At 68.6% G+C, this 24,476-nt stretch carries 18 protein-coding genes and 1 pseudogene; 8 read left to right on the forward strand and 11 right to left on the reverse strand.

The window, feature by feature from the left end:
- Positions 1 to 40: 40 nt before the first annotated feature.
- Positions 41 to 1,114: a PAS domain-containing sensor histidine kinase gene (locus tag NOW55_RS11945; RefSeq protein WP_256400317.1), complete on the forward strand. Its 1,074-nt coding sequence runs from the start codon at positions 41 to 43 to the stop codon at positions 1,112 to 1,114.
- Positions 1,115 to 1,237: 123 nt separating this feature from the next.
- Positions 1,238 to 2,938, forward strand: a complete 1,701-nt coding sequence (locus tag NOW55_RS11950) for a methylmalonyl-CoA mutase family protein (protein ID WP_256400318.1) — start codon at positions 1,238 to 1,240, stop codon at positions 2,936 to 2,938.
- A gap of 24 nt (positions 2,939 to 2,962) precedes the next feature.
- Here NOW55_RS11950 and NOW55_RS11955 read toward each other — a convergent pair whose 3' ends face one another.
- Positions 2,963 to 4,354, reverse strand: a complete 1,392-nt coding sequence (locus NOW55_RS11955; RefSeq protein ID WP_256400319.1) for a UDP-N-acetyl glucosamine 2-epimerase — start codon at positions 4,352 to 4,354, stop codon at positions 2,963 to 2,965.
- Between the two features lie 122 nt (positions 4,355 to 4,476).
- Between NOW55_RS11955 and acs the strand changes: the two genes are divergently transcribed.
- Positions 4,477 to 6,456 carry an acetate--CoA ligase gene (gene acs / locus NOW55_RS11960; protein WP_256400320.1) on the forward strand — a complete coding sequence of 660 codons (1,980 nt, stop codon included), beginning with the start codon at positions 4,477 to 4,479 and terminating at the stop codon, positions 6,454 to 6,456.
- 5 nt (positions 6,457 to 6,461) lie between these two features.
- Here the strand turns inward: acs and NOW55_RS11965 are convergent, their stop codons facing one another.
- From NOW55_RS11965 to NOW55_RS11980, 4 genes are all read right to left on the reverse strand, one after another.
- Positions 6,462 to 6,740, reverse strand: a complete 279-nt coding sequence (locus tag NOW55_RS11965) for a DUF7520 family protein (RefSeq protein ID WP_256400321.1) — start codon at positions 6,738 to 6,740, stop codon at positions 6,462 to 6,464.
- 189 nt (positions 6,741 to 6,929) lie between these two features.
- Complete coding sequence (locus tag NOW55_RS11970) at positions 6,930 to 8,762, reverse strand: cbb3-type cytochrome c oxidase subunit I (protein WP_368407758.1); 1,833 nt, start codon at positions 8,760 to 8,762, stop codon at positions 6,930 to 6,932.
- 131 nt (positions 8,763 to 8,893) lie between these two features.
- Entirely contained in the window at positions 8,894 to 9,280 is a 387-nt protein-coding gene (locus NOW55_RS11975) for a DUF6684 family protein (protein ID WP_256400322.1), read from the reverse strand.
- Between the two features lie 94 nt (positions 9,281 to 9,374).
- Entirely contained in the window at positions 9,375 to 9,791 is a 417-nt protein-coding gene (locus tag NOW55_RS11980) for a DUF7541 family protein (RefSeq protein WP_256400323.1), read from the reverse strand.
- Positions 9,792 to 9,951: 160 nt separating this feature from the next.
- Here NOW55_RS11980 and NOW55_RS11985 point away from each other — a divergent pair, with 160 nt between their 5' ends.
- Both NOW55_RS11985 and NOW55_RS11990 read left to right on the forward strand, forming a co-directional pair.
- Entirely contained in the window at positions 9,952 to 11,118 is a 1,167-nt protein-coding gene (locus NOW55_RS11985) for a thiolase domain-containing protein (protein ID WP_256400324.1), read from the forward strand.
- Entirely contained in the window at positions 11,115 to 11,501 is a 387-nt protein-coding gene (locus NOW55_RS11990) for a Zn-ribbon domain-containing OB-fold protein (RefSeq protein ID WP_256400325.1), read from the forward strand. The genes NOW55_RS11985 and NOW55_RS11990 overlap by 4 nt, the downstream gene beginning before the upstream one ends.
- A 6-nt stretch (positions 11,502 to 11,507) precedes the next feature.
- Here the strand turns inward: NOW55_RS11990 and NOW55_RS11995 are convergent, their stop codons facing one another.
- On the reverse strand, positions 11,508 to 12,587 hold the full coding sequence (locus NOW55_RS11995; RefSeq protein WP_256400326.1) for an alpha/beta fold hydrolase: 1,080 nt from the start codon (positions 12,585 to 12,587) through the stop codon (positions 11,508 to 11,510).
- 107 nt (positions 12,588 to 12,694) lie between these two features.
- Between NOW55_RS11995 and NOW55_RS12000 the strand changes: the two genes are divergently transcribed.
- On the forward strand, positions 12,695 to 13,633 hold the full coding sequence (locus NOW55_RS12000; protein ID WP_256400327.1) for an ABC transporter ATP-binding protein: 939 nt from the start codon (positions 12,695 to 12,697) through the stop codon (positions 13,631 to 13,633).
- A gap of 27 nt (positions 13,634 to 13,660) precedes the next feature.
- Here the strand turns inward: NOW55_RS12000 and NOW55_RS12005 are convergent, their stop codons facing one another.
- The 4 genes and pseudogenes from NOW55_RS12005 to NOW55_RS12020 form a co-directional block, all read right to left on the reverse strand.
- Entirely contained in the window at positions 13,661 to 14,743 is a 1,083-nt protein-coding gene (locus tag NOW55_RS12005) for a sugar ABC transporter permease (RefSeq protein WP_256400328.1), read from the reverse strand.
- A complete protein-coding gene (locus tag NOW55_RS12010) occupies positions 14,740 to 15,696 on the reverse strand; it encodes a carbohydrate ABC transporter permease (RefSeq protein WP_256400329.1) in 957 nt (318 codons plus the stop codon). Before NOW55_RS12010 ends, NOW55_RS12005 begins: the two co-directional genes overlap by 4 nt.
- A 6-nt stretch (positions 15,697 to 15,702) precedes the next feature.
- Positions 15,703 to 17,034, reverse strand: coding sequence for an extracellular solute-binding protein (locus NOW55_RS12015; protein ID WP_256400330.1), 1,332 nt, complete (start codon positions 17,032 to 17,034; stop codon positions 15,703 to 15,705).
- A 472-nt stretch (positions 17,035 to 17,506) separates the two neighbouring features.
- Positions 17,507 to 19,882: pseudogene (locus NOW55_RS12020) on the reverse strand (glycoside hydrolase family 15 protein); the annotation flags it as partial.
- A gap of 53 nt (positions 19,883 to 19,935) precedes the next feature.
- Between NOW55_RS12020 and NOW55_RS12025 the strand changes: the two are divergent.
- Positions 19,936 to 21,057, forward strand: coding sequence for an ABC transporter ATP-binding protein (locus NOW55_RS12025; protein ID WP_256400332.1), 1,122 nt, complete (start codon positions 19,936 to 19,938; stop codon positions 21,055 to 21,057).
- Positions 21,058 to 21,126: 69 nt separating this feature from the next.
- Here the strand turns inward: NOW55_RS12025 and NOW55_RS12030 are convergent, their stop codons facing one another.
- Positions 21,127 to 23,160 (reverse strand): DUF7997 domain-containing protein, encoded by a 2,034-nt coding sequence (locus tag NOW55_RS12030; protein ID WP_256400333.1) that lies wholly within the window; start codon positions 23,158 to 23,160, stop codon positions 21,127 to 21,129.
- A 230-nt stretch (positions 23,161 to 23,390) separates the two neighbouring features.
- Between NOW55_RS12030 and NOW55_RS12035 the strand changes: the two genes are divergently transcribed.
- Positions 23,391 to 24,449: a TrmB family transcriptional regulator gene (locus tag NOW55_RS12035; protein WP_256400334.1), complete on the forward strand. Its 1,059-nt coding sequence runs from the start codon at positions 23,391 to 23,393 to the stop codon at positions 24,447 to 24,449.
- The last annotated feature ends 27 nt before the right edge of the window (positions 24,450 to 24,476 follow it).

The following is a 24,476-nucleotide window of genomic DNA, read 5'->3' on the forward strand; positions in this document are numbered from 1 at the left end:
GGGCCGATACTTCTTACAACGGGAGCTACATGGAGGTGGTATGACCGACGGGATCGAACACCGCGTACTCGACGACCTGTACGATGCGCTGCAGGACACGGTGTACATCTTCGACGACGACCGGGTTCTGATAGACGCGAACGCTCGGGTCGGGGATGTGAGCGGGCGACCGCGCGAGGAGTTCATCGGTCGCCCCTTCGAGGACCTTCAGGAGCGCTACGTCGCCCTGGAGGACCACGAGCGATTGGCGGCCGCCTTCGACCGTATCGAGAGCCAGGACTCCGAGTCGGAGCGTCTCGACATCACACTGAAAGGCGAAGACGGGCCGGTCCCGGTGGATGCTCGGTTCGTCCGGTACGAGGGGAAGACGGTTATGGTGGTCCGGAACCTCACCGAACAGAAGGCACGCGAGCAGCGCCTCACCGAGCTCTCCGAGGAGCTCGACGTGCTCAACCGCGTGCTCCGTCACGACATCCGGAACGACATGAGCGTCGTCCTCGGCTGGGCCGAGGAGCTGGAGCCCCACGTCGACCCCGAGGGTCGCGAGGCCTTCGAGAACATCGTCGACGCCGTGGAACACACCGTCGAGCTCACGAGGGAGGTCCGCGACCTCGTCGAGGCGATTACCCGCGGCGAGGAGTTCCCGACCCGACCGACGCAGCTCGATCACGTGCTCGGCGACCAGCTCGCCAAGAACAGGAAGAAGTTCGGACACGTCACCTTCACGGTGAACGGCGACGTGCCGGCCGTCACCGTCAGCGGGAACGAGATGCTCTCGTCCGTCCTCGACAACCTCCTCAGCAACGCCGTCATCCACCACGACGACGACCACCCGACTGTCACGGTCCACGTCGAACTCGACGACGATGCCGCCATCGTCTCCGTCGCAGACGACGGCCCCGGCATCCCCGACTCGCGGAAGACACACGTCTTCGGTCGGGGTGAACGCGGCATCGACAGCCCCGGCACCGGCATCGGCCTCTTCCTCGTCGACAGCCTCGTCACCGGCTACGGCGGCACCGTCGCTATCGAGGACAACGAGCCGCGGGGCTCCGTCTTCGTCGTCACGCTGCCGCTGGCCGAGGCGGAGCGGGCCGAGGACGCCGGCGCGTAGCACCGCTGACGCTCCGGGCGGTCACGTCGGAACGGACTTCGAACCCGACTCCGGCACGGGCCGCGCCGACTGCGGGTGGCCGGGACCGAACCATTATTGCCCGGTCCGGCAAAAATTACGCGCATGTACGACGACGACGACCTCGCCGAGATCCGCGAGGCCCGGGAAGACTGGGAGTCCGAGACGCTGGACCCGGTACTGGACCGCTTCGGGGAGCGCAAGGACCGGTTCGCCACGGTGTCGAACATGGACGTCGAACGGCTGTACACGCCGGACGACGTGGCCGACCTGGACTACGAGGACGACCTGGGCTTCCCCGGCGAGGAGCCGTACACGCGGGGGCCGTACCCGACGATGTACCGCGGGCGGACGTGGACGATGCGGCAGTTCGCCGGCTTCGGCACCGCCGAGGAGACCAACGAGCGGTTCCACTACCTCATCGACGAGGGACAGACGGGGCTCTCGACGGCGTTCGACATGCCGAGCCTGATGGGGAAGGACTCGGACGACCCGCTCTCCGACGGTGAGGTCGGCAGGGAGGGCGTCGCGGTCGACACGCTGCGTGACATGGAGATCCTGTTCGACGGCATCGACCTGAGCGAGATCTCCACCTCCTTCACCATCAACCCGTCCGCACCGGTCATCTTCGCGATGTACGTGGCTCTCGCCGACCAGCGCGGCGTCCCCCGGGACGAGATCAGCGGGACCATGCAGAACGACATGCTGAAGGAGTTCATCGCGCAGAAGGAGTGGGTCATCCCGCCGGAGCCGAGCCTCGACGTGGTCACCGACACCGTCGAGTTCGCCACCGAGGAGACCCCGCGCATCCACCCCATCTCCGTCTCGGGCTACCACATCCGGGAGGCCGGCTCGACCGCGGTGCAGGAGCTCGCATTCACCCTCGCCGACGGCTTCGCCTACGTCGAGGACGCGATGGACCGCGGGCTCGACGTCGACGAGTTCGCGCCGCGGCTCTCCTTCTTCTTCAACTCCCACAACGCCATCTTCGAGGAGGTCGCGAAGTTCCGCGCCGCACGGCGCATCTACGCTCGGGTGATGGACGAGTGGTACGACGCCGAGAAGCCCGAGTCCAAGCGCCTGAAGTTCCACACGCAGACGGCCGGCCAGTCACTGACCGCCCAGCAGCCGCTGAACAACGTCGTCCGCGTCACCATCCAGGCGCTCGCTGGCGTCATGGGCGGCACGCAGTCGCTGCACACGAACAGCTTCGACGAGGCGCTGGCGCTGCCCTCCGAGCGCGCGGTCCGGGTCGCGCTGCGCACCCAGCAGATCATCGCCGAGGAGTCCGGCGCGGCCGACATCGTCGACCCGATGGGCGGGAGCTACGCCATCGAGGCGCTGACCGACCAGGTCGAACAGCAGGCGATGGAGTACATCGACGAGATTCGGGAGATGGGCGACGGCTCGGTCCGCGACGGCGTCCTCGAGGGAATCGACCAGGGCTTCTTCCTCCGCGAGATCCAGGAGGCCTCCTACGAGTACCAGGAGCGCGTCGAGGCGGACGAGGAGATCGTCGTCGGCGTGAACAAGTACACCATCGAGGAGGACACCGAGCCGGAGATCCTGAAGGTCGACGAGGAGACACAGCAGCGCCAGCTCGACCGGCTCGCGCAGGTCAAAGCGGAGCGCGACGACGAGGCAGTCGAGGACGCACTCGGCGACCTCGAAGCGGCCATCCAGTCCGACGAGAACGTCATGCCGTACATCGTCGCCGCCGTGAAGGAGTACGCGACGATGGGCGAGATAATGAAGGTGTTCGAGGCGGAGTACGGGGCGTACTCCGAGCAGATCGGTCTGGCCTGAGCCGGGCGGGTCTGCCAGCTGTTCTCAGAGGTAGTCTATCCCGGTCGTCTCGCCGAGCTCGAAGCCGGCGCGCTCGTGTGACCACTCCACGGGCTCGTCGCGGTGGTCGTCCATGAACGAGACCAGCTCCTCGCCCACGTTCTCGCCGTAGAGTGCGGGCCCGTCGCGCATCGTCTCCAGCAGCGCGTCGTCCTCGCAGACGCGTCGGATGGCGGTGGCGACGAACTCGCCGGAGACCGGCGGGACGAGCAGGTTCGTCTTCGCCTCGAACACCGTCTCCGGACGGTCGGTGTTGAAGCGCGCGGTGAGACAGGCCGTCTCCGTGATGTGGTTCAGCTCCTCCTGCATGCTGCCGGAGTCGGTGAACTCGGCGAGACACTGCCCGGATTCGAGGAACTCGTAGACGTGGGCGTGCTTCTTCCAGAGACCGGTGAACAGGAAGTTCTCGCGTGCTTCGTCGAGTTCGAGCAGCGTCTCGCGCAGCCCCGTCGCCTCCAGCGCGTTCCGGGTGGCGTTCAGCTCGACGAAGTTGACGTTGTAGCCGTCCTCGACGAGCGAGACGACGCCCTCGACGATGGCGCGGAACCGGCCGGGGAGCAGGTTCGCCCGGCGGTGGATGTCGACGCGGAGCCAGTCGTCGCGGGCTTCGAGTGCCGGGTACACGTCGAAGACGCTCTCGTCCAGTTCCGCCTCGCGCTTTGCCTCGATCGCGTCGACGACGCTGTTGCCGACGACCGGGATGCGCTCCTCGGGGTAGCCCTCGCGGACGAGGTGTTCACGGTTCAACTCGACGGGGGCGAAGTGATAGAGCGACGCTGCCGAGCCGACGAACGTGTCGTACTGCTCGGGGAACGGCTCGGAGCGGTCGACGTGCCAGTCGTCGTTCCACTGGGCGTCGACGAAGGCGTCGACGGCGTCCGCGTCGCCGACGGCCAGCGCGTCACGGTCCACGGCGTCGTAGTCGGGAGCCATGCCCCGAAGGCCGGCCTCGTTGTGGGCGACCTGCTGCCCGGTTGCGAACGCCCAGGCCTGGGGCACCGTCGCGGCGGCGTGCGTGTCGCCGTGGACGAGGGGGACGACCGTGGTGTCGGGGTAGTGCTCGTCGAGGTAGTCGGTGAACCGGTCGATGCGGCTGGTGACCTCGGCGGTCTTCTGGGAGAGGCCACCGCGGACGCCGAGGTCGACGCCGATGTGGTCCTCGACGCCGTACTCCGCCAGCCCGTGGCCGAGGAGGTCGTCGTAGTGCTGGCCGGTGTGGAGGATGAAGCAGGGTACGTCGAGTTCGTCGGCGGCAGTGACGACCGGGGCCTGCTTGTAGAAGTCGGGTTTCGTCGCCGTCACGACCGCGATGGCGAACTCGGCGTCGGCGAGGCGGGCGTCGAGTCGGTCCCCGTGGACCGTGTACGCTGAACTCATTGCGAGTTGCTCGTCGGTGGAGCACCGAGTAGCTGTTCTTTTCCACCGGGGAACCCGGCTAACCGGCCACCGGCACCGGGGGAACGCTTATCCCGGTTATGGTCGTCGGTCTACAACGAACTATGGCAGACGATACCGAGGACGGAGAGGTGGAACTGGAGGCCCGACTGGCGGAACAGGACACCTTCGAGCCCTCGGACGCGTTCGTCGAGCAGGCGAACGTGTCGGACGAGGGCATCTACGAGGAGTTCGAGGACCCGGAGGCGTGGGAGCGCGCCGCTGACCTGCTCGACTGGGACGAGGCGTACGACCAGGTGCTCGACGAGAGCGACGCACCGTTCTACGAGTGGTTCACCGACGGGAAGCTCAACGCCTCGTACAACTGCGTCGACCGCCACGTCGAGAACGGGCGCAAGAACCAGGCGGCCATCCGCTGGGAGGGCGAACTCGGCGAGACGAAGACGTACACCTACCTCGACCTCTACAACGACGTGAACGAGTTCGCGGCCGCACTGCGCGACCTCGGCGTCGGCGAGGACGACGTGGTCACCATGTACATGCCGATGGTGCCGGAGCTCCCCATCGCGATGCTGGCGTGTGCCCGCATCGGCGCGCCGCACTCGGTCGTGTTCGCCGGCTTCTCCGCGGACGCACTCGCCACGCGGATGAACGCCGCGGAGTCGGAGTACCTGGTGACCTGCGACGGCTACTACCGCCGCGGGGACGCGCTGAACCACAAGGAGAAGGCCGACGAGGGGCTCCGTGGCGTCGAGCACGACGTCGAGACGGTCGTCGTCGACCGCCTCGGCGACGAGCTGAAGGTCTTCCTCGGCGAGCACGCCCACGACTACGGCGAGCTGGTCGACGCCCACGCAGGCGAGCGGGTCGACCCCGTTCCACGTGACGCCGAGGACATGCTGTTCCTGATGTACACCTCCGGCACCACTGGCGAGCCGAAGGGCGTGAAACACACCACCGGCGGCTACCTGAGCTACGTCTCGTGGACCAGCCACGCGGTGCTCGACATCAAGCCGGAGGACACGTACTGGTGCTCGGCCGACATCGGCTGGATCACCGGGCACTCCTACATCGTCTACGGGCCGCTCGCGCTCGGGACGACGACGCTGATGTACGAGGGGACGCCGGACTACCCGGACCGCGACCGCATCTGGGAGATGGTGGACCGCTACCAGGTCGACCAGTTCTACACCGCGCCCACCGCGATCCGGGCGTTCATGAAGTGGGGCACGAAGTTCCCGGAGCGCCACGACTTATCGAGCCTGCGGCTGCTCGGCACGGTCGGCGAGCCGATCAACCCCCGGGCGTGGAAGTGGTACTACAAGCACATCGGCGACGAGGAGTGTCCCGTCGTCGACACCTGGTGGCAGACCGAGACCGGCGGCATGATGGTCACCACCCTGCCCGGGATCGGCGAGATGAAGCCCGGTTCCGCCGGGCCGCCGCTCCCGGGTATCTCCGCGGAGGTCGTCGACGTCTCCGGCGAGCCCGTCGGTGCGGGCGAGGCCGGCTACCTCACCGTGAACAGGCCGTGGCCCGGGATGCTCCGGACGCTGTACAACAACGACGAGCGGTTCGTCTCCGAGTACTGGAGCGAGTACTCCGACGAGGAGTCCAACCGCTGGGTGTACTTCCCGGAGGACGGTGCGAAGCTCGACGAGGACGGCTACATCACCGTGCTCGGGCGTGTCGACGACGTGCTCAACGTCTCCGGCCACCGGCTCGGGACGATGGAGATCGAGAGCGCCATCGTCGGCGTTCCCGGTGTCGCGGAGGCCGCCGTCGTCGGCGGCCACCACGACGTGAAGGGCGAGGCCGTCTACGCCTACGTCATCACCGAGGATGGCTACGACCCGAACGACGAACTCCGCGGGAAGATCATCGAGGGTGTCGAGGACGCCATCGGGCCCATCGCCCGCCCGGAAGCGGTCATCTTCACGCCCGAGCTGCCGAAGACCCGCTCGGGCAAGATAATGCGGCGGCTGCTCGAAGATATCGCGAACGGCGACGAGCTCGGGGATACGTCGACGTTGCGGAATCCGGATGTCGTCGAGGACATCGCGTCGCGCGTCGGCGGGGACTAGTTCTCCTAGACCGCTTCGTCGTCGAAGCGGGAGACGAACCGCACCGCGAGGAGGAGGAGGCCGAGACCGACGCCGACCATCACGATACCGTAGATGGCGAAGTTCAGCGGCGTCACCGCGAACTCGATGCCGGCGAAGCTCGCCTGCTGGATGTCCCGGCCGGACTCCACGGGCAGCAGCACGCCCACGGCCGCACCGAAGACTCCCGCGAGGGCGACGACGGCGAGGTAGATGCCGACGACGACGCGCCTGCCCCGGAGCCGGTCGCTGACGGTTGCTGTCACGTACGGGACTGGGGACCGGCCAACGATTAGCCTTTCCCTCTGTGCTCCATAGGGCTGGATATGAGCGAGAAGGAACTGATCGGTCTCGTCCTCGGCAGCATCGTCGTGCTCATGTTCGTCACCGGGTTCGTGCTCGTCCTGAGCTGACGCTCGACGTTCGGGAAGACGACGAAGGAGAGTCGAACCGCGTTACGCGTCTGCTTCTGTGTCCTGGGGCTCGCCGCCGTCAGTCAGTGCCGTGTCGAGGCGGTCGTCGAACCAGTCCCACTCGCGGGAGTCGACGCCGTCCTCCTCGAGGTTCCACGGGTCGGGACCGACGCGCGGGCCCTCCATGTAGGACTGGACCATGTTCCAGAGCCAGATGATCTGGGCGACCAGCAGGATGAACGCGCCGACGGTCGCGAGCACGTGCATCGTCTGGATGAGGTCGATGGGGCCGACCGTGATGAGGTCGTACGTCGCGTAGCGACGCGGCATGCCGGCGTAGCCCATCAGGATCATCGCGAAGAAGGTCAGGTTCGTCCCGACCATCGTGAGCCAGAAGTGGGCCTTGGCGAGCGTGACCTGGTACATCCGCCCGGTGACGAGCGGGAACCAGTAGTAGACGCCCGCGAACACCGCGAAGGCGATAGCGCCCATGATGACGTAGTGGAAGTGGCCGACGACGTAGTATGTGTCGTGGAGCAGGAAGTCGACGGGGATGGACGCCAGGAAGACGCCCGTGACGCCGCCGATGATGAAGTTGCCGACGAAGCCGATACAGAACAGCATCGGCGTCGTCAGGCGGATCTTCCCGTTCCACATCGTCGTGATCCAGTTGAACGTCTTCACCGCACTCGGGATGGCGATGGCCAGCGAGACCGCCATGAACGAGGCGCGGATGCGCGGGTCGATGCCCGTCGCGAACATGTGGTGCGCCCAGACACCGAATGAGAGCACACCGATGGCCAGCGTGGAGTAGACGACGAACTTGAAGCCGAACAGCTTCCGCCCGGAGAACCGGGGCAGCACGTAGCTGATGATACCCATCGGGGGCAGCACGAGGATGTACACCTCGGGGTGGCCGAAGAACCAGAACAAGTGCTGGTAGAGGATGGTGCCACCGCCGTCGGTGGTGAAGAACGTCGTCGCGAAGTTCCGGTCGAGCAGCAGCATGACCAGCGCGCTCCCCAGGAGCGGGAACGAGAACAGGATGAGCGCGGACTGGGTGAGGATGGTCCACGAGAAGATGTCGAGCTTGTCCCAGCCGACCTCGGGACCGCGCTCTGCGAAGATGGTCGCGATGAAGTTGATCGCACCCATCGTCGCCGAGACACCGGTGAGGTGCAGGCCGAGCAGCATCAGGTCCGTCCCGGCGTTGAGCTGGGCGATGCTCGACGCAGCGCCGCCCTGTGCGGTCTGGGAGACCGACTGCGGCGGGTACATCGTCCACGAGGCCATCGACGGCGCGACGCTGTCGACGAATGGAGCGATGAAGAAGCCGGCCCAGATGAGCACCGCGCCCGGCGGGAGCATCCAGAACGCGATGGCGTTGATGCGCGGGAACGCCATGTCGTCCGCGTCGATGAGGAGCGGGACGAGGTAGTTGGAGAAGGCGGCGAGGATGGGCGTCCCGAACAGGAACAGCATCGTGATGCCGTGACTCGTGAGAAGCCCGTTGTAGAGGTTCTGCCCGTTGCTGACGCCCATGGAGGACGCGAGCGCTTGCGTCACGTCGATGCCGGGCGTGATTAGCTCGGCCCGCATGATGATGACGGCGATGCCGCCCCACGCGAACGCGAGAATCGCGTAGACGCCGTAGAGGATGCCGATGTCCTTGTGGTCGACGGTGGTTAACCACCGGAATATCCCGGCTGGTTTCTCAGCGTGTCCGTACCCGCCCTCGCGGCTGACGATGCCGGAGCCGGCACCAGCCAGCGGCGTGTATGTGCGCCAGTCCGTGGCCCGTGCCAGAAACAGCACGACCCCGAACAGGAACACCGCCATGAGGGCTGTCAGCACTATCTGTCCGCTAATATCCATATGAGTCCCTCAGGATTACTCCCTAAAGAAACGTTCGGGATGGAGTTTATACAGTGGGCGTTCGGGTATGGGAATCACACGCACGAACGGTCACGAAAGGGCGAGACGAACGAACCGGGGGTCGACGACGACTACTCCTCGTCGACGGTCTCGGTCTTCACGTCGGCGTCGGCGTCAGGGTCGGCGGTGTCGGCCTCCGCGTCGGCTTCCTCGTCGACGGTCTCGGCCTCCGCTGCTGCCTCGGCCTCCGCGTCGGCTTCGGCCGCCTCGCGCGCCTCGGTCTCGTTCGCGTCGCCCTCGATGGCGACCGCGGAGAAGTACGTCAGGATCGCCAGCAGCCCGAAGGGAACGAGGATGAGCCCGATCTGGAGCAGCGAGTACGTCGAGTCCCAGCCGAAGGGGCCGTACACCATCGGCAGGAACAGCACGAAGAAGAACGCCATGATGAACAGCGGGATCATGTTCACCGTCAGGTCGAGGAACGTGTCCTTGTCGAATATCGTCCGGTCTTGCTCCATCGTTGCCGGAGGCTTCGGACGGGCGACCAAATAGGTTGTCGTTTCCCGACCGCGCGGGAGTAAGGCGTACGGTCCGCGGGCAGCCCGGGCGCGGTCAGCGGGCGCGGGCCGGCTGGATCTCGAGCCGGAGGCGACCGTAGAGCGCGAGGAGCAGCCCGAGGACGCCGGCGACGGCGATGGAGATGCCCCGGTAGGCGACGCCGTTCGGGACCGCGATGACGTCGCCGTTCTGCAAGATGCCGCCACCGTTGCCCGCGAACAGCGCGCCACCGACGGCGACGAAGACGAACGCGAGCCCGGCGAGGGTGGGCCACGGCTGGTCGACGTAGCCTGTCTCGGTGACGATGCCAGCGATGCCGCCCACGAACAGCAGGATGCCAAACACCGACAGGGGGAGCACGGCGAACAGCACCCCCACCTCCGAGATAGCCAGGCCGAACGCGATGAGCATCGGCCAGACGCTCGCCTTCGGACGGGGTGGTGTCGCGGCCTCCGATGACTCGTCTGCCATGTGCGCGGCTAGGGAATCGAGCTATAAACACGTCACGAAGCCTGCCCGTCCCGTCCGGGTGACGCCCGGAAACGGATGACTCGGGCGTCCCGGCCCGGTCGTGCGCGAGTTGACCCATTAACCACGACATATTAAACCGTGTGTGGACAATCTCTCCCTGATGACCGACGTACGAATCGCCGGTGTCGGGCTGACAAAGTTCGGTGCGTCACCGGAACGGACCGGTCGGGACCTCTTCGCGGAGGCCGGACTGGACGCGCTCGACGACGCCGGTGTCGACCAGGACGACGTCGAGGCGTTGTTCTACGGGAACTTCATGGGGGAGCTCGCCGAACACCAGGGTCACCAGGGGCCGCTGATGGCCGAGGCCGTCGGCGTCGACGCGCCCGCGACCCGGTACGAGGCGGCGTGTGCCTCCTCCGGGGTGGCGGTGGCCGAGGCGGTGAAGAACATCCGCAACGGCGAGCGAGATGTCGTGCTCGTCGGCGGCGCGGAACGGATGACCAACCTCGGGACCGCGGGCGCGACGGAGGCGCTCGCCATCGCGGCCGACGACCTCTGGGAGGTCAAGGCCGGGATGACGTTCCCCGGCGCGTACGCGCTGATGGCGAACGCGTACTTCAGCGAGTACGGCGGGGAGCGGGAGGACCTCGCAGCCATCGCGGTGAAGAACCACGAGAACGCCGTCCCGAACGAGAAGGCACAGTACCAGCGGGAGATATCGATCGAGGACGTCATCGAGGCGCCGATGGTCGCGGAACCACTCGGGCTGTACGACTCGTGTCCCATCTCGGACGGTGCGAGCGCGCTGGTGCTCACCTCCGAGGAGTTCGCCGAGGAACACGACCTCGATGCGCCGGTCTCCATCACCGGGACCGGACAGGGTGGTGACCTGATGGCGCTGCACGACCGCGACTTCCTCGCGCGCTCGCCCGCTGCGGACAAGGCGGCCGCAGAGGCGTATGCGGACGCCGGAATCTCGGCCGACGACGTCGACTTCGCGGAGGTGCACGACTGCTTCACCATCGCGGAGGTGCTCGCGATGGAGTCGCTCGGCCTGTTCGAGGTCGGCGAGGGCATCTCGGCGGCCCGCGACGGGAAGACGACCCGCGAGGGCGAGCTGCCGGTGAACCTCTCCGGCGGCCTGAAGGCGAAGGGCCATCCGGTCGGCGCGACCGGCGCGTCTCAGCTCGCGGAGATGGCCTCGCTGCTCCGGGGCGACCACCCCAACAGCGAGTACGTCGAGGGAGCGACGACCGGCGTCACCCACAACGCGGGTGGCACGGTCGCGAGTGCAGTGGTTCACGTGCTGGAGGTCGAACAATGAGCGACGACGAGACCTACGACGCAGGCTACGACGACTGGCTCGACGCGGTCGAAGACGGCGAGGCGTACTACCTCGAAGGCCCCGAGGGCGACGGCTGGCTGCCGCCGCGGCGGGTCGACCCCGCGACGGGTTCGCGCGAGCTGACCGAGAAGCAGCTGCCGGAGACGGGCGAGGTGGAGACGTTCACCGTCGTCCACGTACCGACGCCCGCCTTCGAACAGGACGCACCGTTCGCGACGGCCATCGCGCGGTTCGGGCCGGCGCGCATCACCGGTATCGTCGAGGCCGACCCCGGCGACGTCGAGGTCGGGATGACGGTCGCTGTCGGTGTGATGGAGACGGAGACGACGGGCGACCGCGCGGTCGTCTTCAGACCGCAGTAAGGGAGTTCAGTTCTCCGAGCCGGTGTCCTCGACGTCGATCTCGACGGCGTCGTTGTCGTGTTCGGCCTCGACGGAGACGTTCGGGTCGGGCTCGTGCCCCTCGGCTCGCTCGCGCTCGAGGCTCTGGCGGCGCTCCTCGGCGAACACCTCGCTGCTGATCTCGGGGAGGTCGTCCTCGATCGCCTCGACGAACTTGTCGGGGTGTTCGTCGTGGGGGAGCAGCCGGGCGTAGTCGATGACGACCAGCTTCGCGCCCGTCGAGTCGGCCAGCTTTCGACCCTCCGCGAGCGGGGTGGTGTCGCTCTCGCGGCCCCAGACGAGTGTCACGGGGATGTCGAGGCTCCCGAGCGTCGTCTCGAGGTCCGTGTCTGGGTCGAGGTAGCCGCTGATGAACGACGCCGGGGCGAAGCGGGCGCCCGCCTGGTGGGTTGTCTGCCACTGGTAGGACTGCTTCGAGCGGCTGTAGCCCGTCATGTCGTAGTAGCCGTGGTCGGCGCTGAAGTACTCGAGCGACGGGTTCGAGGCGATGCCGTTGAAGATGGCCTCGCCGAGCAGCGGCGAGCGGACGGCGCGCTTGAGCAGCGGCTTCCTCCCGCCGGGCATCGAGGAGTCGGTCGGGCAGACGAGCACGAGCCGGGAGACGTCGGTCCGGCTGGCGGCGGTGGCGGCGTACGCGCCCGACAGTGAGGCGGCGATGATCTCGGGGCTGTCGGTGACGTCGTCGACGAAGTCCGTGAGGAAGTCCTCGTACAGCGCGGCGGTGTAGTCGATGGGTGGCCGGTCGGAGCGGCCGAAGCCGGGGAGGTCCACGGCGACGACGTGGTACGCCTTCGAGAGCGGCTCGAAGATCTCGTGCCACTCCTGGCTGGAGCCGGCGGCGTTGACGCCGTGGACGAACAGCAGGTCCGGGGCCCCGGGGTCGCCGGCCTCCGTGTAGGCCACGTCCATCCCGCGCCAGCGGTAGGTCCGCTGCTCGCCCTCGAGTGCGGGCTCCAGTGGCTCGGCGCGTCGCGACAGTAGCTCGTTGGTCGCTGCCACGGCACCGACGGCGATGCCTGCCGACGCGAGCGCCCTCTTGAGGTTCATACGTGAACTTCGGCGCGCTGTAACTTAATCTTGCCGACAGTTGGAATTTTCCGGGCGGGTCGCGGGAAGCCGGAGGGTCTTACCCCGTGGGAGACGAAGCCGGTGACATGACGACGGTACTCGCTGCCGATGGCGTCCGAAAGACGTACGGGGGGACGACCGCGCTCGACGGCGTCTCGCTGTCGGTCGAGGCGGGCGAGGTGTTCGCGCTCATCGGCCCGAACGGCGCGGGGAAGACCACGCTCGTCCGCTCGCTGACCGGGACGGTCGAGCCGGACGAGGGGACGGTGGAGCTGCTCGGGACGGGTCCCCGAGACGCCGCCGAGTCACGTCTCGGTGTGCTCCCGCAGTCGTTCTCGCCGCCGGGGCGGCTCACCGCACGGGAGGTCGTCGCCTACTACGCCGGCCTGTACGACGACGCCCGCGACGTGGACGACGTGCTGGCGGAGGTCGGCATCACCGACGCCGCGGACACCTGGTACGAGAACTGCTCGGGCGGCCAGCAGCGCCGGGCCTGTCTCGGGGCGACGCTCGTCAACGACCCGGACGTGCTGTTCCTCGACGAGCCGACGACCGGCATCGACCCGGCCGGCCGCCGCACCCTCTGGGAGCGCATCGAGGAGCTCGCGGCGGGTGGGACCACGGTGTTCCTGACGACTCACGACATGGTCGAGGCAGAGCGTCTCGCCGACCGCGTGGGTCTGCTCGCCGACGGCGACCTCGTCGCGGTCGGTAGCCCGGGCGAACTCGTCCGCGAGCACGGGGGCGACCGGCGGCTCACCATCACGGTCGACGGGAGCCCGACCGCCGCGGCCGACGCGCTCGGACGTGAGACGCGTCTCGACGGCGACCACGTCGTCGCCGAGGGCGTCGAACCGGGTGAGATCGGCGGCATCGTCGACGCGCTCGACCGTGCCAGCGTCGACTACACCGAACTGGCGTGGGCGGAGCCGTCGCTGGAGGACGTGTATCTGGCACTCGCAGGGGAGCGGTTCGAGCCGAGACGCCGGGAACCGGTGGCGTCGGAGCCGACGACGGACGACTGAGACCGAACGGGAGGACGGGACGTGCCCTTAGCCCTCGACGCCGCCGAACGACAGCCCGTCCTCGATGTACCGCTGTGCGAGCAGGTAGACGAGCATGATCGGCAGCGCGAAGGTGAGCGCGAACGCCGAGAACTTAGGCCACGGCGTCGAGTACTCGCTGACGAGCAGGTACAGCCCCACCGGGAGCGTGTACTGGTCGGTCGTCAGCACGGTCTGGGCGACGACGAACTCCGTCCATCCCGCGAGGAAGGTGAAGATGAACACCGTCGCGAGCCCCGCCTTCGACAGCGGGAGGATGACCTCCCAGACGACCCTGAGCGTCGACGCGCCGTCGACGTAGGCGGCCTCCTCGTAGGACTTGGGGATGCCGTCCATGTACGTCTTCAGCAGCCACGTGTTGAACGGCACGGCGGTCGCGGCGTAGTAGAACGCCAGGGCGAACTTGTCCGCGGTCAGCCCGTACTGCACGAACAGCGCGTACAGCGCGATGAGGCTCGCGATGCCGATGCCGCCCCCGACCTGCGTGAACAGGACGTAGCCGTACAGCAGCTTCCCCCGGCCGATGAACTCCCGGCGCGACAGCGCGTAGGCGCCGGGGACGATCATACACATCGCGAGGACGACCGTCGGGACGGCCACGGTGACGCTGTTCCAGAGGTACTTCTGGAACCGGCTCGGATACTCGACGCCGTGGGCGCTGGCGTCGAGTACCACGAGCTTCGGCGTCTGCAGGAACACCTCGGAGCCGGTTCCGGGGATGGCGAGCGTGATGCGGTAGCTCGGCAGGATGAGGTCTCCGAGGACCCAGACGAACGTCTGGAACGTCGGGTCCGTCGGCAGCAGGTTGATGCCGGTCGTCGCGAAGAACGAGCCGGTCCCGCCCGAGAGCGCCAGCTTGAACACCCAGTAGATGGGGAACAGCAGCAGCGACACGACCAGCAGCGCGCCGACGGTCGAGACGGCTGACCACGCAACGTCGCGTGGCCGCACGTCGCCGGTGCGCAGGCCAGCGACCGTGTAGCGCAGCTCGTCGAAGGCGCGTTTGGGGGCGGTCATGACGGTCCGCACGTCGCCGCCGACGCTGCGAGCGACCGAGCGCAACAGGCTCATCGCTCGTCCACCCCCTCGGCGAGTTTGCCTTTCTTCACGTTCAACCACATGAACGCGCCGATGAACAGGAGCGTGAGCATCATGATGGACGCCGCACGCCCGTACGCCGGCGGCGTCTGGCCGAACGCCTCGGTGTAGCCGTAGTGGATGAGCAGCGAGTTCGCCGAACCAGGGCCGCCGTCGTTGAAGATGAACGGGATGAGGAACTGCTGGAACGACGCCGCGGAGGTGAGGATGCCGCCGAACATCACCGGCCGCCTGATCGCGGGCAGCGTGACGTGCCGGAACCGGTGGACGTAGCCCGCGCCGTCGACCTTCGCGGCGTCGTGGAGCTCCTCCGGCACGTCCTGCAGGGCGCTGACGGTGATGATGACGATGAACGGGTACGCGAGCCACACCTCCGTCACGTTGTACGTGAAGAAGGCGAGCCAGCGCTCGGTCATCCAGTTCGCCTTCTCCAGCCCGAGTTCGAGCAGGAGCTTGTTCGAGAGGCTGTAGCGTGCGTTGTCGAAGATCTTCGACCAGACCGTGATGGAGAACACGGCCGGCAGCCCCATCGGCAGGATGACCAGCGAACGCAGGAACCGCTGACCGCGCACGCGCTCACCGGTGAGGACGAGCGCGATGACGATACCGAACGCGAGCTTGAGCACGACGCTCGTCGCCACGAACAGCCAGGTCACGCCCATCGAGTTCCAGAAGCTCGGGTCCGCGAGGATGGAGACGTAGTTCTCCAGGCCGATGAACTGCTCGTTCCCGCTGTGGATGCTCGCCGGTGGTGCGTTCGTCGCCTTCGTAAAGGACAGGTACAGCAGGTACAGCACCGGGTAGAACATGAACGCCGAGAACAGGAACAGTCCGGGGAGCACCAGGAACAGCCCGACGTTGTCGCGAACCCAGGGGGTAACGCTGGACTCGCGTGCGCGCTGTGCGAGGCGGTTGGCGGTGGACATCGCGTATCAGCTGTTCCAGTTGTCGCGGACCTCGTCCGCGGCGGTCGAGAGCGCACCCGCGGGTTCGGCCTGGCCGTTGTAGACGCGGGTGATGGCGTCGCCGACGGGGCCCCAGACGCCCTGCATCTTCGGGTTCGTCGGCATCGCGTAGCCCTGCTGGACGGCCGCGGCGTAGCCGCCGACGGTGTCGGGCAGGTCGTCGCTGTCCGCCAGGTCACGGTGGACCGGGATGTACGAGTGCTCCTCGGCGAGCGTGCGGAGCACGTCGGTGTTCGTGGTGTACCACTCGGCGAACTCGCGGCTGGCGGTCGCGTCCGCGTCGGCGCCACTGCCCATCTTCTTCGAGAAGAAGAGGAGCTTCACACCCGTGTAGGGCGAGGGTTCGCTCCCGTCGGCGGCGGGCAGCGGTGCGACGCCCGTGTCGATGCCGGCGTCGGCCGCGCTGCCGAGGAACCACGGGCCGTTGATGGCGAACGGCGCGCGGCCCTGCTTGAACACGTCGGCCTGTGCGCCGTAGTCCGGCGAGTCCGGCATGTACGGCGCGAAGTTGTCCATGTAGTACTGGAGTCCCTCGACCGTCGCGTCGTTCTCCAGCCCGAGCTCGTCGTTCGCGTCGTCGTAGTAGAACCCACCGAACGCGTGGACCCACGCGCTGACGAAGTAGGGGTCGACGGGGTAGCTGAGCCCGTAGGTCCCCTCGCTGGGTGCGTGGTGCTCGTCCATGATGGACCGCATCTCGGAGACGGTCTCCGGCGGTTCGTCGACCATCTCGGTGTTGTAGACCAGCCCGACTGTCTCGGCCGCGTAGGGCAGGCCGACGGTCGCGCCGTCGAACTGCGCCGCCTGTGCGGCGACCTCGGTGAAGTACTCGGAGAGGTCGAGCCGGAGCGAGTCGCTCTCGTCGACGACCCAGCCGTTCTGGTAGTACTTCCCGGCCCAGTCGTGCGCGTGGTCGAACGAGTGCGGCCCCTGACCCGCCGGGATGGCGGTCTCGGTCCGCGTGCCGAGCTCGGCGACCTCGTCCGCGCTGACGGACTGGTCGTAGTCGTCGTTGAACCGGCTCACCTGGTCCTGCAGGCTACGACGCTCCGCCTCGCGGCGCGCGTGCCAGAGCGTGGCCGACCCGCCCGAGTTCTCGGGTTCGAGCATCGGGAGGCTCTCCTGCTCGTTCGAGCCGTCGCTGTCGTCGCTGTCACCCGAGGTGGTCGTCTCCGTCGACTCGTCCGGTTCCTCGGTGTTCGATTCGCCCGATTCCTGGACGCCCAGACATCCTGCAACGCTCCCGAGCGCCGCCGTGGCCGCCATCTTCGCAAGCAGCTTCCTCCTGTGCTGACTCATGTCTGAATCTATGATGAAATATGTGTTCGTGTATTTAGTTCTTCGGGTGTGACTGTGTATCACCCGTCCCCTCGGCCCCCTCACGGCCGCTGTCGACCACGGAGACGGTTCGCTGTCGCGCTGCGAACTCGCGGTCCGGCAGCGCCCCGTCGAGCGCCTCCTCGGGGGACCCGTCGGTGGCGGCGACGACCGTGACCGGGTTCCGGCCGTCGGCGAGCGACAACGGGACGGAGAACTCGCCGTCGGTCGGCTCCACGCGCCGGGTCCCGTCCGGCGTCCGCACGAGCACCAGCGCGGCGTCGGTCGTCCCCGACACCGTCACCTCGGACGCGTCGACGACGCTCCCCGGCCACGAGACCGAGAGCGTCGGCGGCTCGGGCGCGCCGCCGTCCGCGCTCTCCGTGCCGTCCGTGCCGTCGACGTACCGGTCCGCGACGAACGCCGGCGTCTCCACGGGCGCACCCGCGTCGATCGAGTGCGCGAGGCGGACGTACTGTGCCATGCTCCACGCCAGCGGCGTCGCGCTCGCGGTGCCCTCGCCGAACCCCCAGCCGAACGCCGTCGGTTCGGGCCGGTCCCACACCTGCTCGGGGATCATCCGGCCCTCGTTGGCGAAGTCGGCCATCGCACGCAGCAACGCGTCGGGCGCGAGGGGACCGGACTCCGTCCCGGCGAGCAGCTCGTACTCCGCGCGCTCCCCCGTCAGGAGCGGCCAGAGCCTGCCCTGGCCCTGGTGGGTGATGGACCAGGGCGCGCCCGCGCCGACACCGCTGTCCGGACCGAGCTCGCCGTAGCCGTCGCCGTTGTAGCGGTACCACGCTGGCCCGTTCGGCGTGTCCACGCGGATGGTGTCGTCGACGACCGCCAGCGAGTTCTCGACCACGGAGTCGTCGGGCGGCATCACCCCGAGACGCACCAGTTCGAGGAACCCCGCGTCGACGATGCCCCGCTCGTCGAACGTCGCGCCGCCGTTGGCGAGCGAGCGGACCGCGCCGTCGTCCGGGTCCGCATCGTCGGTCACGCGCAGGAAGTACGGCGTCGGCCCGAGGTCGTCGGTGCCCGTGCTCGTCGCGCACCACTCCGTCACCGAGCGGGCCCAGTGGTCCGCCAGGCCCAGGTAGACGAGTGCGTCCTCGTCCTGCCCGGTCGTCGCCGCGAGTCGGGCTGCGGAGACCAGCCCCGCGACCTCGGCCGCGATGGTGCTCGGGGAGTAGCCGTCCTCCTCCTCCCAGCGCTCCTGTTCGGTCCGCGGGCCGCCGTGGACGAGATATTCGGCCAGTGCGCGCACCGACTCGTAGTCGTAGCCGGCGTCGTCGAAACCGTAGCCGTGGCGCGCGTCGAGCTGGGCGGCCATCACGAGCGGGAAGGCGATCTCGTCGAGCTGCTCGCCGCCCCAGCGCGTGCGTCCGTCGAGGAACGTGTTCTGCGGGAGGAACCCCTCGCCGTCGTGCTGGTGGTCGAAGACGTACTCGAGGTGGTCGACCGCGCTCTCGACGTCGCCCATCGCGTCGAACGCGGTGAACACCTGGTAGAGGTCCCGGGCCCAGACGAAGTTGTAGCCGTGGTCGCTGGACTCGCGGGCGCTCACCGCCGAGCCCCAGGGGACGGACGGGCTGGCGATGCCCGCGCCGGCGAACGTCTTGTCCTCGACGGCCTTCAGCACCATCGCGGCAGCGCGGTACTGGTCGGCCAGGAAGCCGTCGTCGGCGACGGACGCGGGCAGTTCGACCGGCGCGAGGTACTCCCGCCACGAGTCGACGTAGCCCGCGTGGGCGGTCTCGTAGCCGTCGGCAAGCGCGTCGCGTGCGGTCCGGAGTGCCGCGTCGGCGTCGCCGTCGGTGGCGAACCCGAGCGCGACGGTCCGGGAGGCGGACTCGGCTCCGGACGCGAGCTGTCCGACCAGCGTGAGCACGCCCTCGGCGGCGGTCGCGTCGGCCGGGAGGGTACCCGTCTCGAAGAAGTGCTGCATCCCGGGCGCGGCGGACTCCGCGACGGCGATGTCGTCGAACCCGCGGTCGGCCGCGAGCGCGAGCGCGACGACGACCGGCTCGCCGTCCGCATCCTGCGTCACGATGCCGTCGGCACCGGTGTCGGCGGCCGTGAGCGCGTCGTCTGGAGCGTTGCTGTCACCGAGAGACCGACCTTCCCCCGTCGTGTGTTCGGCGCGCCCCGACGGCGTGGGTGTTGCGACGACGGAGCAGTCGAGCGGTGCGTCGGCCTCGAAGGTCACCTCCAGCAGGAGCGCGTCGCGGGCCGGGTCGGCGACGTGTTCGACGGTGAGCGTCCAGTCGTACTCGTCGGCCGTCTCCGTCACGGTCTGCCGGAACGTCAGTGCGTCCGACGCGGTCGGCTCGACGGTCCGTTCGAGCGAGTCGTCCTCACCGGGCGGCGAGTGGGTGCGGGCGACGTAGCCTTCGCCGTCGGTCACGTGGAAGCCGACGTGGCGGGCGTCGAGCGTGTCGATGCGGGGGAACCGGGGCTCGGTCAGCGCGCCGTCGGTGAGGGTGAACCAGACCCTCGACGGGTCGTCGACGTGGTGGTCGGCGACCGTGCCGACGCCCCGCTTCGCACCGGTCGTCCAGTGTGGGTCGGCACGCCGGGGCTCGGCTCCCTCGTCGGTCGTCACCGTCCCTCCGTCGGTCCGGGTCCGGGGTCCGTCCATCGTCTCCTGCGTTGACAGCCCCTCGCCACGGATATCGGTTCTGCCTCCGCAGCCCGCGAGTCCGGCGAGGCAGCCCGCCGTGAGCGCCGAGAGCAGCGTGCGCCGTTCGTGTCCACCAGCGGTCCGTCGAGTCATGCAGTGGTACGCAACCCCACGCTCGAAAAAGATTACGAAATAATCAATCATAGATTCACAGATTTGGGAAAGAGTTATGTGTTGGCACGCACCCACACAGTACAATGGCCAGTCTTCGCATCGACAACCTGCGCAAGGAGTACGACAAGGGCTCCATCGTCGCAGTGGACGGGCTCTCGCTGGACATCGCGGACGGCGAGTTCGTCACGGTCGTCGGTCCCTCGGGCTGTGGGAAGACGACGACGCTGCGGATGATCGCCGGGCTGGAACGCAGCACCTCCGGCAGCATCCACATCGGCGACGACGACGTGACCGACCAGTCCGCCCGCGAACGCGACGTGGCGATGGTGTTCCAGAACTACGCGCTCTACCCGCACAAGACCGTGGCCCAGAACATGGGCTTCGGCCTGCGGATGAGCACCGATCTCTCGAAGGAGGAGCGCGACGAGAAGGTCCGGTGGGCCGCCGAGATGATGGACATCGAGGAGCTGCTGGAGAAGAAGCCGGGCGAGCTCTCCGGCGGGCAGAAACAGCGCGTCGCACTCGGCCGTGCCATCGTGCGCGAGCCCGCCGTCTTCCTGTTCGACGAGCCGCTGTCGAACCTCGACGCGAAGCTGCGGACGACGATGCGCACCGAGATACAGCGCCTCCAGAACGAGCTGGACATCACCGCCGTCTACGTCACGCACGACCAGGAGGAGGCGATGACGATGGGCGACCGGATGGTCATCCTGCGCGACGGCCGGCTCCAGCAGGCCGGCGCACCGAAGCACGTCTACGAGAACCCGGCCAACCGGTTCGTCGGCGGCTTCGTCGGTTCGCCGAGCATGAACTTCGTCGACGTCACCGCGAGCACGACCGGCGGCACGACCACGCTCGCCAGCGACGACCTCACCTGTGAACTGTCCGGAGCAGTCGCGGACGACCTGCCGGCCGACGACGAGTTCGTCCTCGGCGTCCGGCCCGAAGACGTCGCACCGGCCAGCGGGGACACGGGCACGGGCCTCACCGCGACGGTCGAGGTCGTCGAACCCGTCGGCAGCGACAACTACATCTACCTCGACGTGGCCGACCAGTTCATCGCCCGTGTCGACTCGACGGTCGAACCGGCCCCCGGCGAGTCGATGGCCGTCGCCTTCGACGAGTCGGCACTCCACCTGTTCGACACCGACACCGGCGAGGCGGTCGCCGTCGGAGAACGCCGCGCCGAAGCACACACCGTCTAGAACAGCGTCGCCCCCTTCTGCGTTCCGACACCTGCCGTTTCCTGCCACTGCCGTCGACTCTCCCCGGGGTCAGTCGTCCTCGCCCACCGTTGCCGATGTCTGTGCCGTCCGCACGTCCTCCCGAGCGGCGGCAACGAGCCGGATGGCGTGCGGCCAGCCCAGCGGCGTCGCGCTGTCGGGGGTGCCGTCGTCGAACACCTGCTCTGGCAGGTACCCGCCAGCCGTGCAGAGGCTCCCGCCGGGTGAGAGCTCCGCGAGCAGCGCCGCCGAAAGGGTGGCGAACTGGTCGCCATCCCGCCGGCCCTGCGCGTCGAGCAGCCCTGCGAGTTCGGCCGCCGCATGGGCACCCCACGCCGTCGCGACGGTCCAGACCTTCGGGTCGTCCTGCTCGCGAGCGCGCCAGTCGTCACCCTCGTAGCGGACGAGCCCGTACACGTCGTCCGTCCGGCGGGCGAGCCCCGCGACGGCGTGTTCGGTGTGGCTGGCGAGCCGATCGAGCCGGTCGTCGGTGACCACGCCGAGCGCGGCGGCCGCCCGATGGGCCTCGACCAGCGCGAACGAACTGGAGTCGAACCGCGCGTCCAGGTCGCCGTCGACCAGTCGCAGGCCGTACGCCTCCCGCTCGCGGCTCCAGAGCGCGTCGAGTCCGTCGAACACCTCGCGGGTCCGCCGGTCCGCGTGGTCAGCGAGTTCGCCAACCGGGGCGCGGGCGACCGCCGCGTACGCCTGGAGGTACGTCGCGGCGGTGTGCGTGAACCGGCCGGTCATGTCCTCCCAGGCGTTCTGGCAGGCGACCGGCAGCCCGTCGTCGCCGAGCCAGTCGTCCAGTGCGTCGACGCCGGCGGCGAGCGCGTCGTCGAGTGCATCGATGGCGGGCGCGTCGGCCGTCGCGAGGTCGTCGGCGGCGAGCCGCCGGCGGTAGGCCGCGAGGAACGCGACGACGCTCGCGGTCTGGTCGGCCTGATAGTCGTCGCCGCCGCCCTCGAGGGTCGCGTTCGCCCACCCGGGCGCGAGCGACCCGTCCGACGGCCAGACGCGGTGCGGCCAGCTCCCGTCGTCGAGCTGCGTGTCGAGGTAGAAGCACGCGCTCCGGTGGTGTTCGGCGTCGAGTCCGAGGTCGAGTTCGGCGTCGGCGTCCAGCAGGTAGCGGGCGATCTCGGCGTCGTCGCGGAACCAGGTGTAGCCGTAGCCGCCGGAGTTGGCGTAGTTCGGGTCGAAGTCCGGCCCGGCGACGCGGCCGCCGCCCGGCGCGGTGAGCAGTCGGAGCGCCCGCAGGTCGGCGGCGACGGTTTCGGGTCCCCCCGTCACCGGCGGTTGAAGCTGCTCGCGGGCGACGGCGGCGAGCCCGTCGGGGTCGTGGTCCGTGGCGAGTCCGGTGACCCGCTCGATGGCCGTCTCGCGGTCGGTGTCCCCCTCGGTGAGCAGGCTCGCGACGGTCGCCGCGCCGTCCACCAGCGGGACGACGACGAGGACGTTCCCGCCGAGTTGTCCGGACTCGTACGGCTCGTCCTCGCCGATCTCGGGGCCGGGGGGCGGGCCCTCGGCGAGGAGCTCCTCGAAGTCCGCCGGGCGGCGGCCCTCGACTTGCTCGAAGCCGGTGTCGGCGGCGAGGAAGTCGTGCTCGGTGCGGTGGTAGGCCTCGACGACGTTCCGGTCGCGGTGGGCGAGCTGGCCCACCTGGGTCTCCCTGCAGTCGGGGACGAACGAGGCGTAGCAGACGAGCGCGTCCGCCGGGCCGTCGACGTCGACGTGCGTGACGTGCCCGGTGCCGGCGGTCAGGTCCCGCCGGTCGACGCGCACGTCGCCGTCGTCGAACGTCGTCTCGACCAGGGCCGTGTGGTCGTCGTAGCGCTGCTCGCGGGCGTCGAAGCCGTCCAGCCAGCGCGTCTCGCCGTCGACCCGGACGCCGAAACGCGCCCGGGCGAGCCCGCCAAGCGTCGAGAGCGGCGCGGAGAAGTCCGCGAGCCGGCCGTCGCGGCCGACGTAGACGAGCCGGCCGTCGACGCCGGAGAACCGGCCGTCCGTGGTCCGGAGTTCGCCGGGGAACCGGGTCGGGTGGTCCCGGGTCCGCCTGTAGTCGCGGATCGAGGCGCGGAGATTCATTGCTTCGTGGTTCCCGTCCCGAATCATAAATCTTGTTGTAATTGTATTTCATAGATTCAGTCCGGTGCGGCGGCGGCCCGTCACGCCACCACGGACGGCCGCCGTCACCACCGCGGGTCGACCGACGCGTGGGACAGCTCGGTCGAGCCGAACGTGGGTGACCGGGTCGATACTCTCGAAAGCGGTAAGGGCTGGAGTGCCGTGGTGTCGAGACACACCCGGGAGACACCATGGAGGACACCTCACTGACCGACCGGCTGGAGCGACTCGGCCTCTCCGAGAAGGAGATCGACACGTACCTCGCCATCCTGGACCACGGCGAGGCGAAGGCGAGCACCATCGCTGACGACGCGGGCGTCTCGAAGCGCTACGTCTACAGCGTCAGCGAGAAGCTCGCCGACCGGGGGTTCGTCGAGGTGAACGACCATGCGGTCCCGACGCTCATCCAGGCCCACCCGCCGGACGAGGTCGTCCAGCGCCTCACCGCGGAGCTGGAGTCGCTGGGACCGGACCTCTCGGCGCGCTGGAACCGCGTCACCGAGCAGGAGCGTGAGTTCGAGATCCTGAAGGCACGAGCGACGGTCATCAAGCGCCTCCGGCAGTTCCTCGCGACCGCCGAGGACGAGGTGACCCTCTCCATCCCCGCCAAGCTGCTCCCCGAGATCGAGGACGAGCTCCGCGAGACCGTCGAGCGCGACGTGCTCGTCTTCCTCATGCTCACCGGCGAGGAGTCCGCCAGCGCGAACCTGGACCGGGAGACACCCGTCGCGAGCGTCGTCCGCGTCTGGGCGGAGCGCGCCCCCGTGCTGTTCACCGTCGACACCCGGCTCGGGCTGTTCGCGCCCTACGAGCTCCTCGCGCGCTCGAACACCGGCACCCAGGCGGTGACCATCGCGCAGGAGCAGCTCGTCCCCATCCTCGTCGGCTCCTTCTTCGGCAACTACTGGCCGATGGCCGAGGAGGCCGTCGTCGCCTCCCCGCCGCCGCTCCCGCAGTCGTTCCAGAGCTTCCGGCACGCCGTCTTCGCCGCGACGCGCCACCGGAACCAGGGGACGGAGGTCGTCGCGACCGTCGAGGCCCGACCGGTCCACGACGGCAGCGAGTTCCGGAGCCTGACCGGCCGCGTCGTCGAGGTCCGCCAGTCGCTCGTCGACCCGGTCCGGAGCACCTTCGCCGTCGAGAACGCGCTCGTCCTCGACATCGACGGCGAGCGCGTCTCGGTGGGCGGTCCCGGCGCGTTCATCGAGGACTACGAGGCCCGGTCGGTGAGGCTCGACCCGCTGGAGTAGCGCTCCCGAATCCAGGTCGTGCCGAAA

It is taken from the genome of Haloarchaeobius litoreus (assembly GCF_024495425.1).
Classification (GTDB): Archaea; Halobacteriota; Halobacteria; order Halobacteriales; family Natrialbaceae; genus Haloarchaeobius; species Haloarchaeobius litoreus.

Coding starts and splice junctions, on each gene's coding strand:
- NOW55_RS11945 (WP_256400317.1), top strand. CDS start 41: ATGACCGACGGGATCGAACACCGCGTACTCGACGACCTGTACGATGCG.
- NOW55_RS11950 (WP_256400318.1), top strand. CDS start 1,238: ATGTACGACGACGACGACCTCGCCGAGATCCGCGAGGCCCGGGAAGAC.
- NOW55_RS11955 (WP_256400319.1), bottom strand. CDS start 4,354: ATGAGTTCAGCGTACACGGTCCACGGGGACCGACTCGACGCCCGCCTC.
- acs (WP_256400320.1), top strand. CDS start 4,477: ATGGCAGACGATACCGAGGACGGAGAGGTGGAACTGGAGGCCCGACTG.
- NOW55_RS11970 (WP_368407758.1), bottom strand. CDS start 8,762: ATGGATATTAGCGGACAGATAGTGCTGACAGCCCTCATGGCGGTGTTC.
- NOW55_RS11975 (WP_256400322.1), bottom strand. CDS start 9,280: ATGGAGCAAGACCGGACGATATTCGACAAGGACACGTTCCTCGACCTG.
- NOW55_RS11980 (WP_256400323.1), bottom strand. CDS start 9,791: ATGGCAGACGAGTCATCGGAGGCCGCGACACCACCCCGTCCGAAGGCG.
- NOW55_RS11985 (WP_256400324.1), top strand. CDS start 9,952: ATGACCGACGTACGAATCGCCGGTGTCGGGCTGACAAAGTTCGGTGCG.
- NOW55_RS11990 (WP_256400325.1), top strand. CDS start 11,115: ATGAGCGACGACGAGACCTACGACGCAGGCTACGACGACTGGCTCGAC.
- NOW55_RS11995 (WP_256400326.1), bottom strand. CDS start 12,587: ATGAACCTCAAGAGGGCGCTCGCGTCGGCAGGCATCGCCGTCGGTGCC.
- NOW55_RS12000 (WP_256400327.1), top strand. CDS start 12,695: ATGACGACGGTACTCGCTGCCGATGGCGTCCGAAAGACGTACGGGGGG.
- NOW55_RS12005 (WP_256400328.1), bottom strand. CDS start 14,743: ATGAGCCTGTTGCGCTCGGTCGCTCGCAGCGTCGGCGGCGACGTGCGG.
- NOW55_RS12010 (WP_256400329.1), bottom strand. CDS start 15,696: ATGTCCACCGCCAACCGCCTCGCACAGCGCGCACGCGAGTCCAGCGTT.
- NOW55_RS12015 (WP_256400330.1), bottom strand. CDS start 17,034: ATGAGTCAGCACAGGAGGAAGCTGCTTGCGAAGATGGCGGCCACGGCG.
- NOW55_RS12025 (WP_256400332.1), top strand. CDS start 19,936: ATGGCCAGTCTTCGCATCGACAACCTGCGCAAGGAGTACGACAAGGGC.
- NOW55_RS12030 (WP_256400333.1), bottom strand. CDS start 23,160: ATGAATCTCCGCGCCTCGATCCGCGACTACAGGCGGACCCGGGACCAC.
- NOW55_RS12035 (WP_256400334.1), top strand. CDS start 23,391: ATGGAGGACACCTCACTGACCGACCGGCTGGAGCGACTCGGCCTCTCC.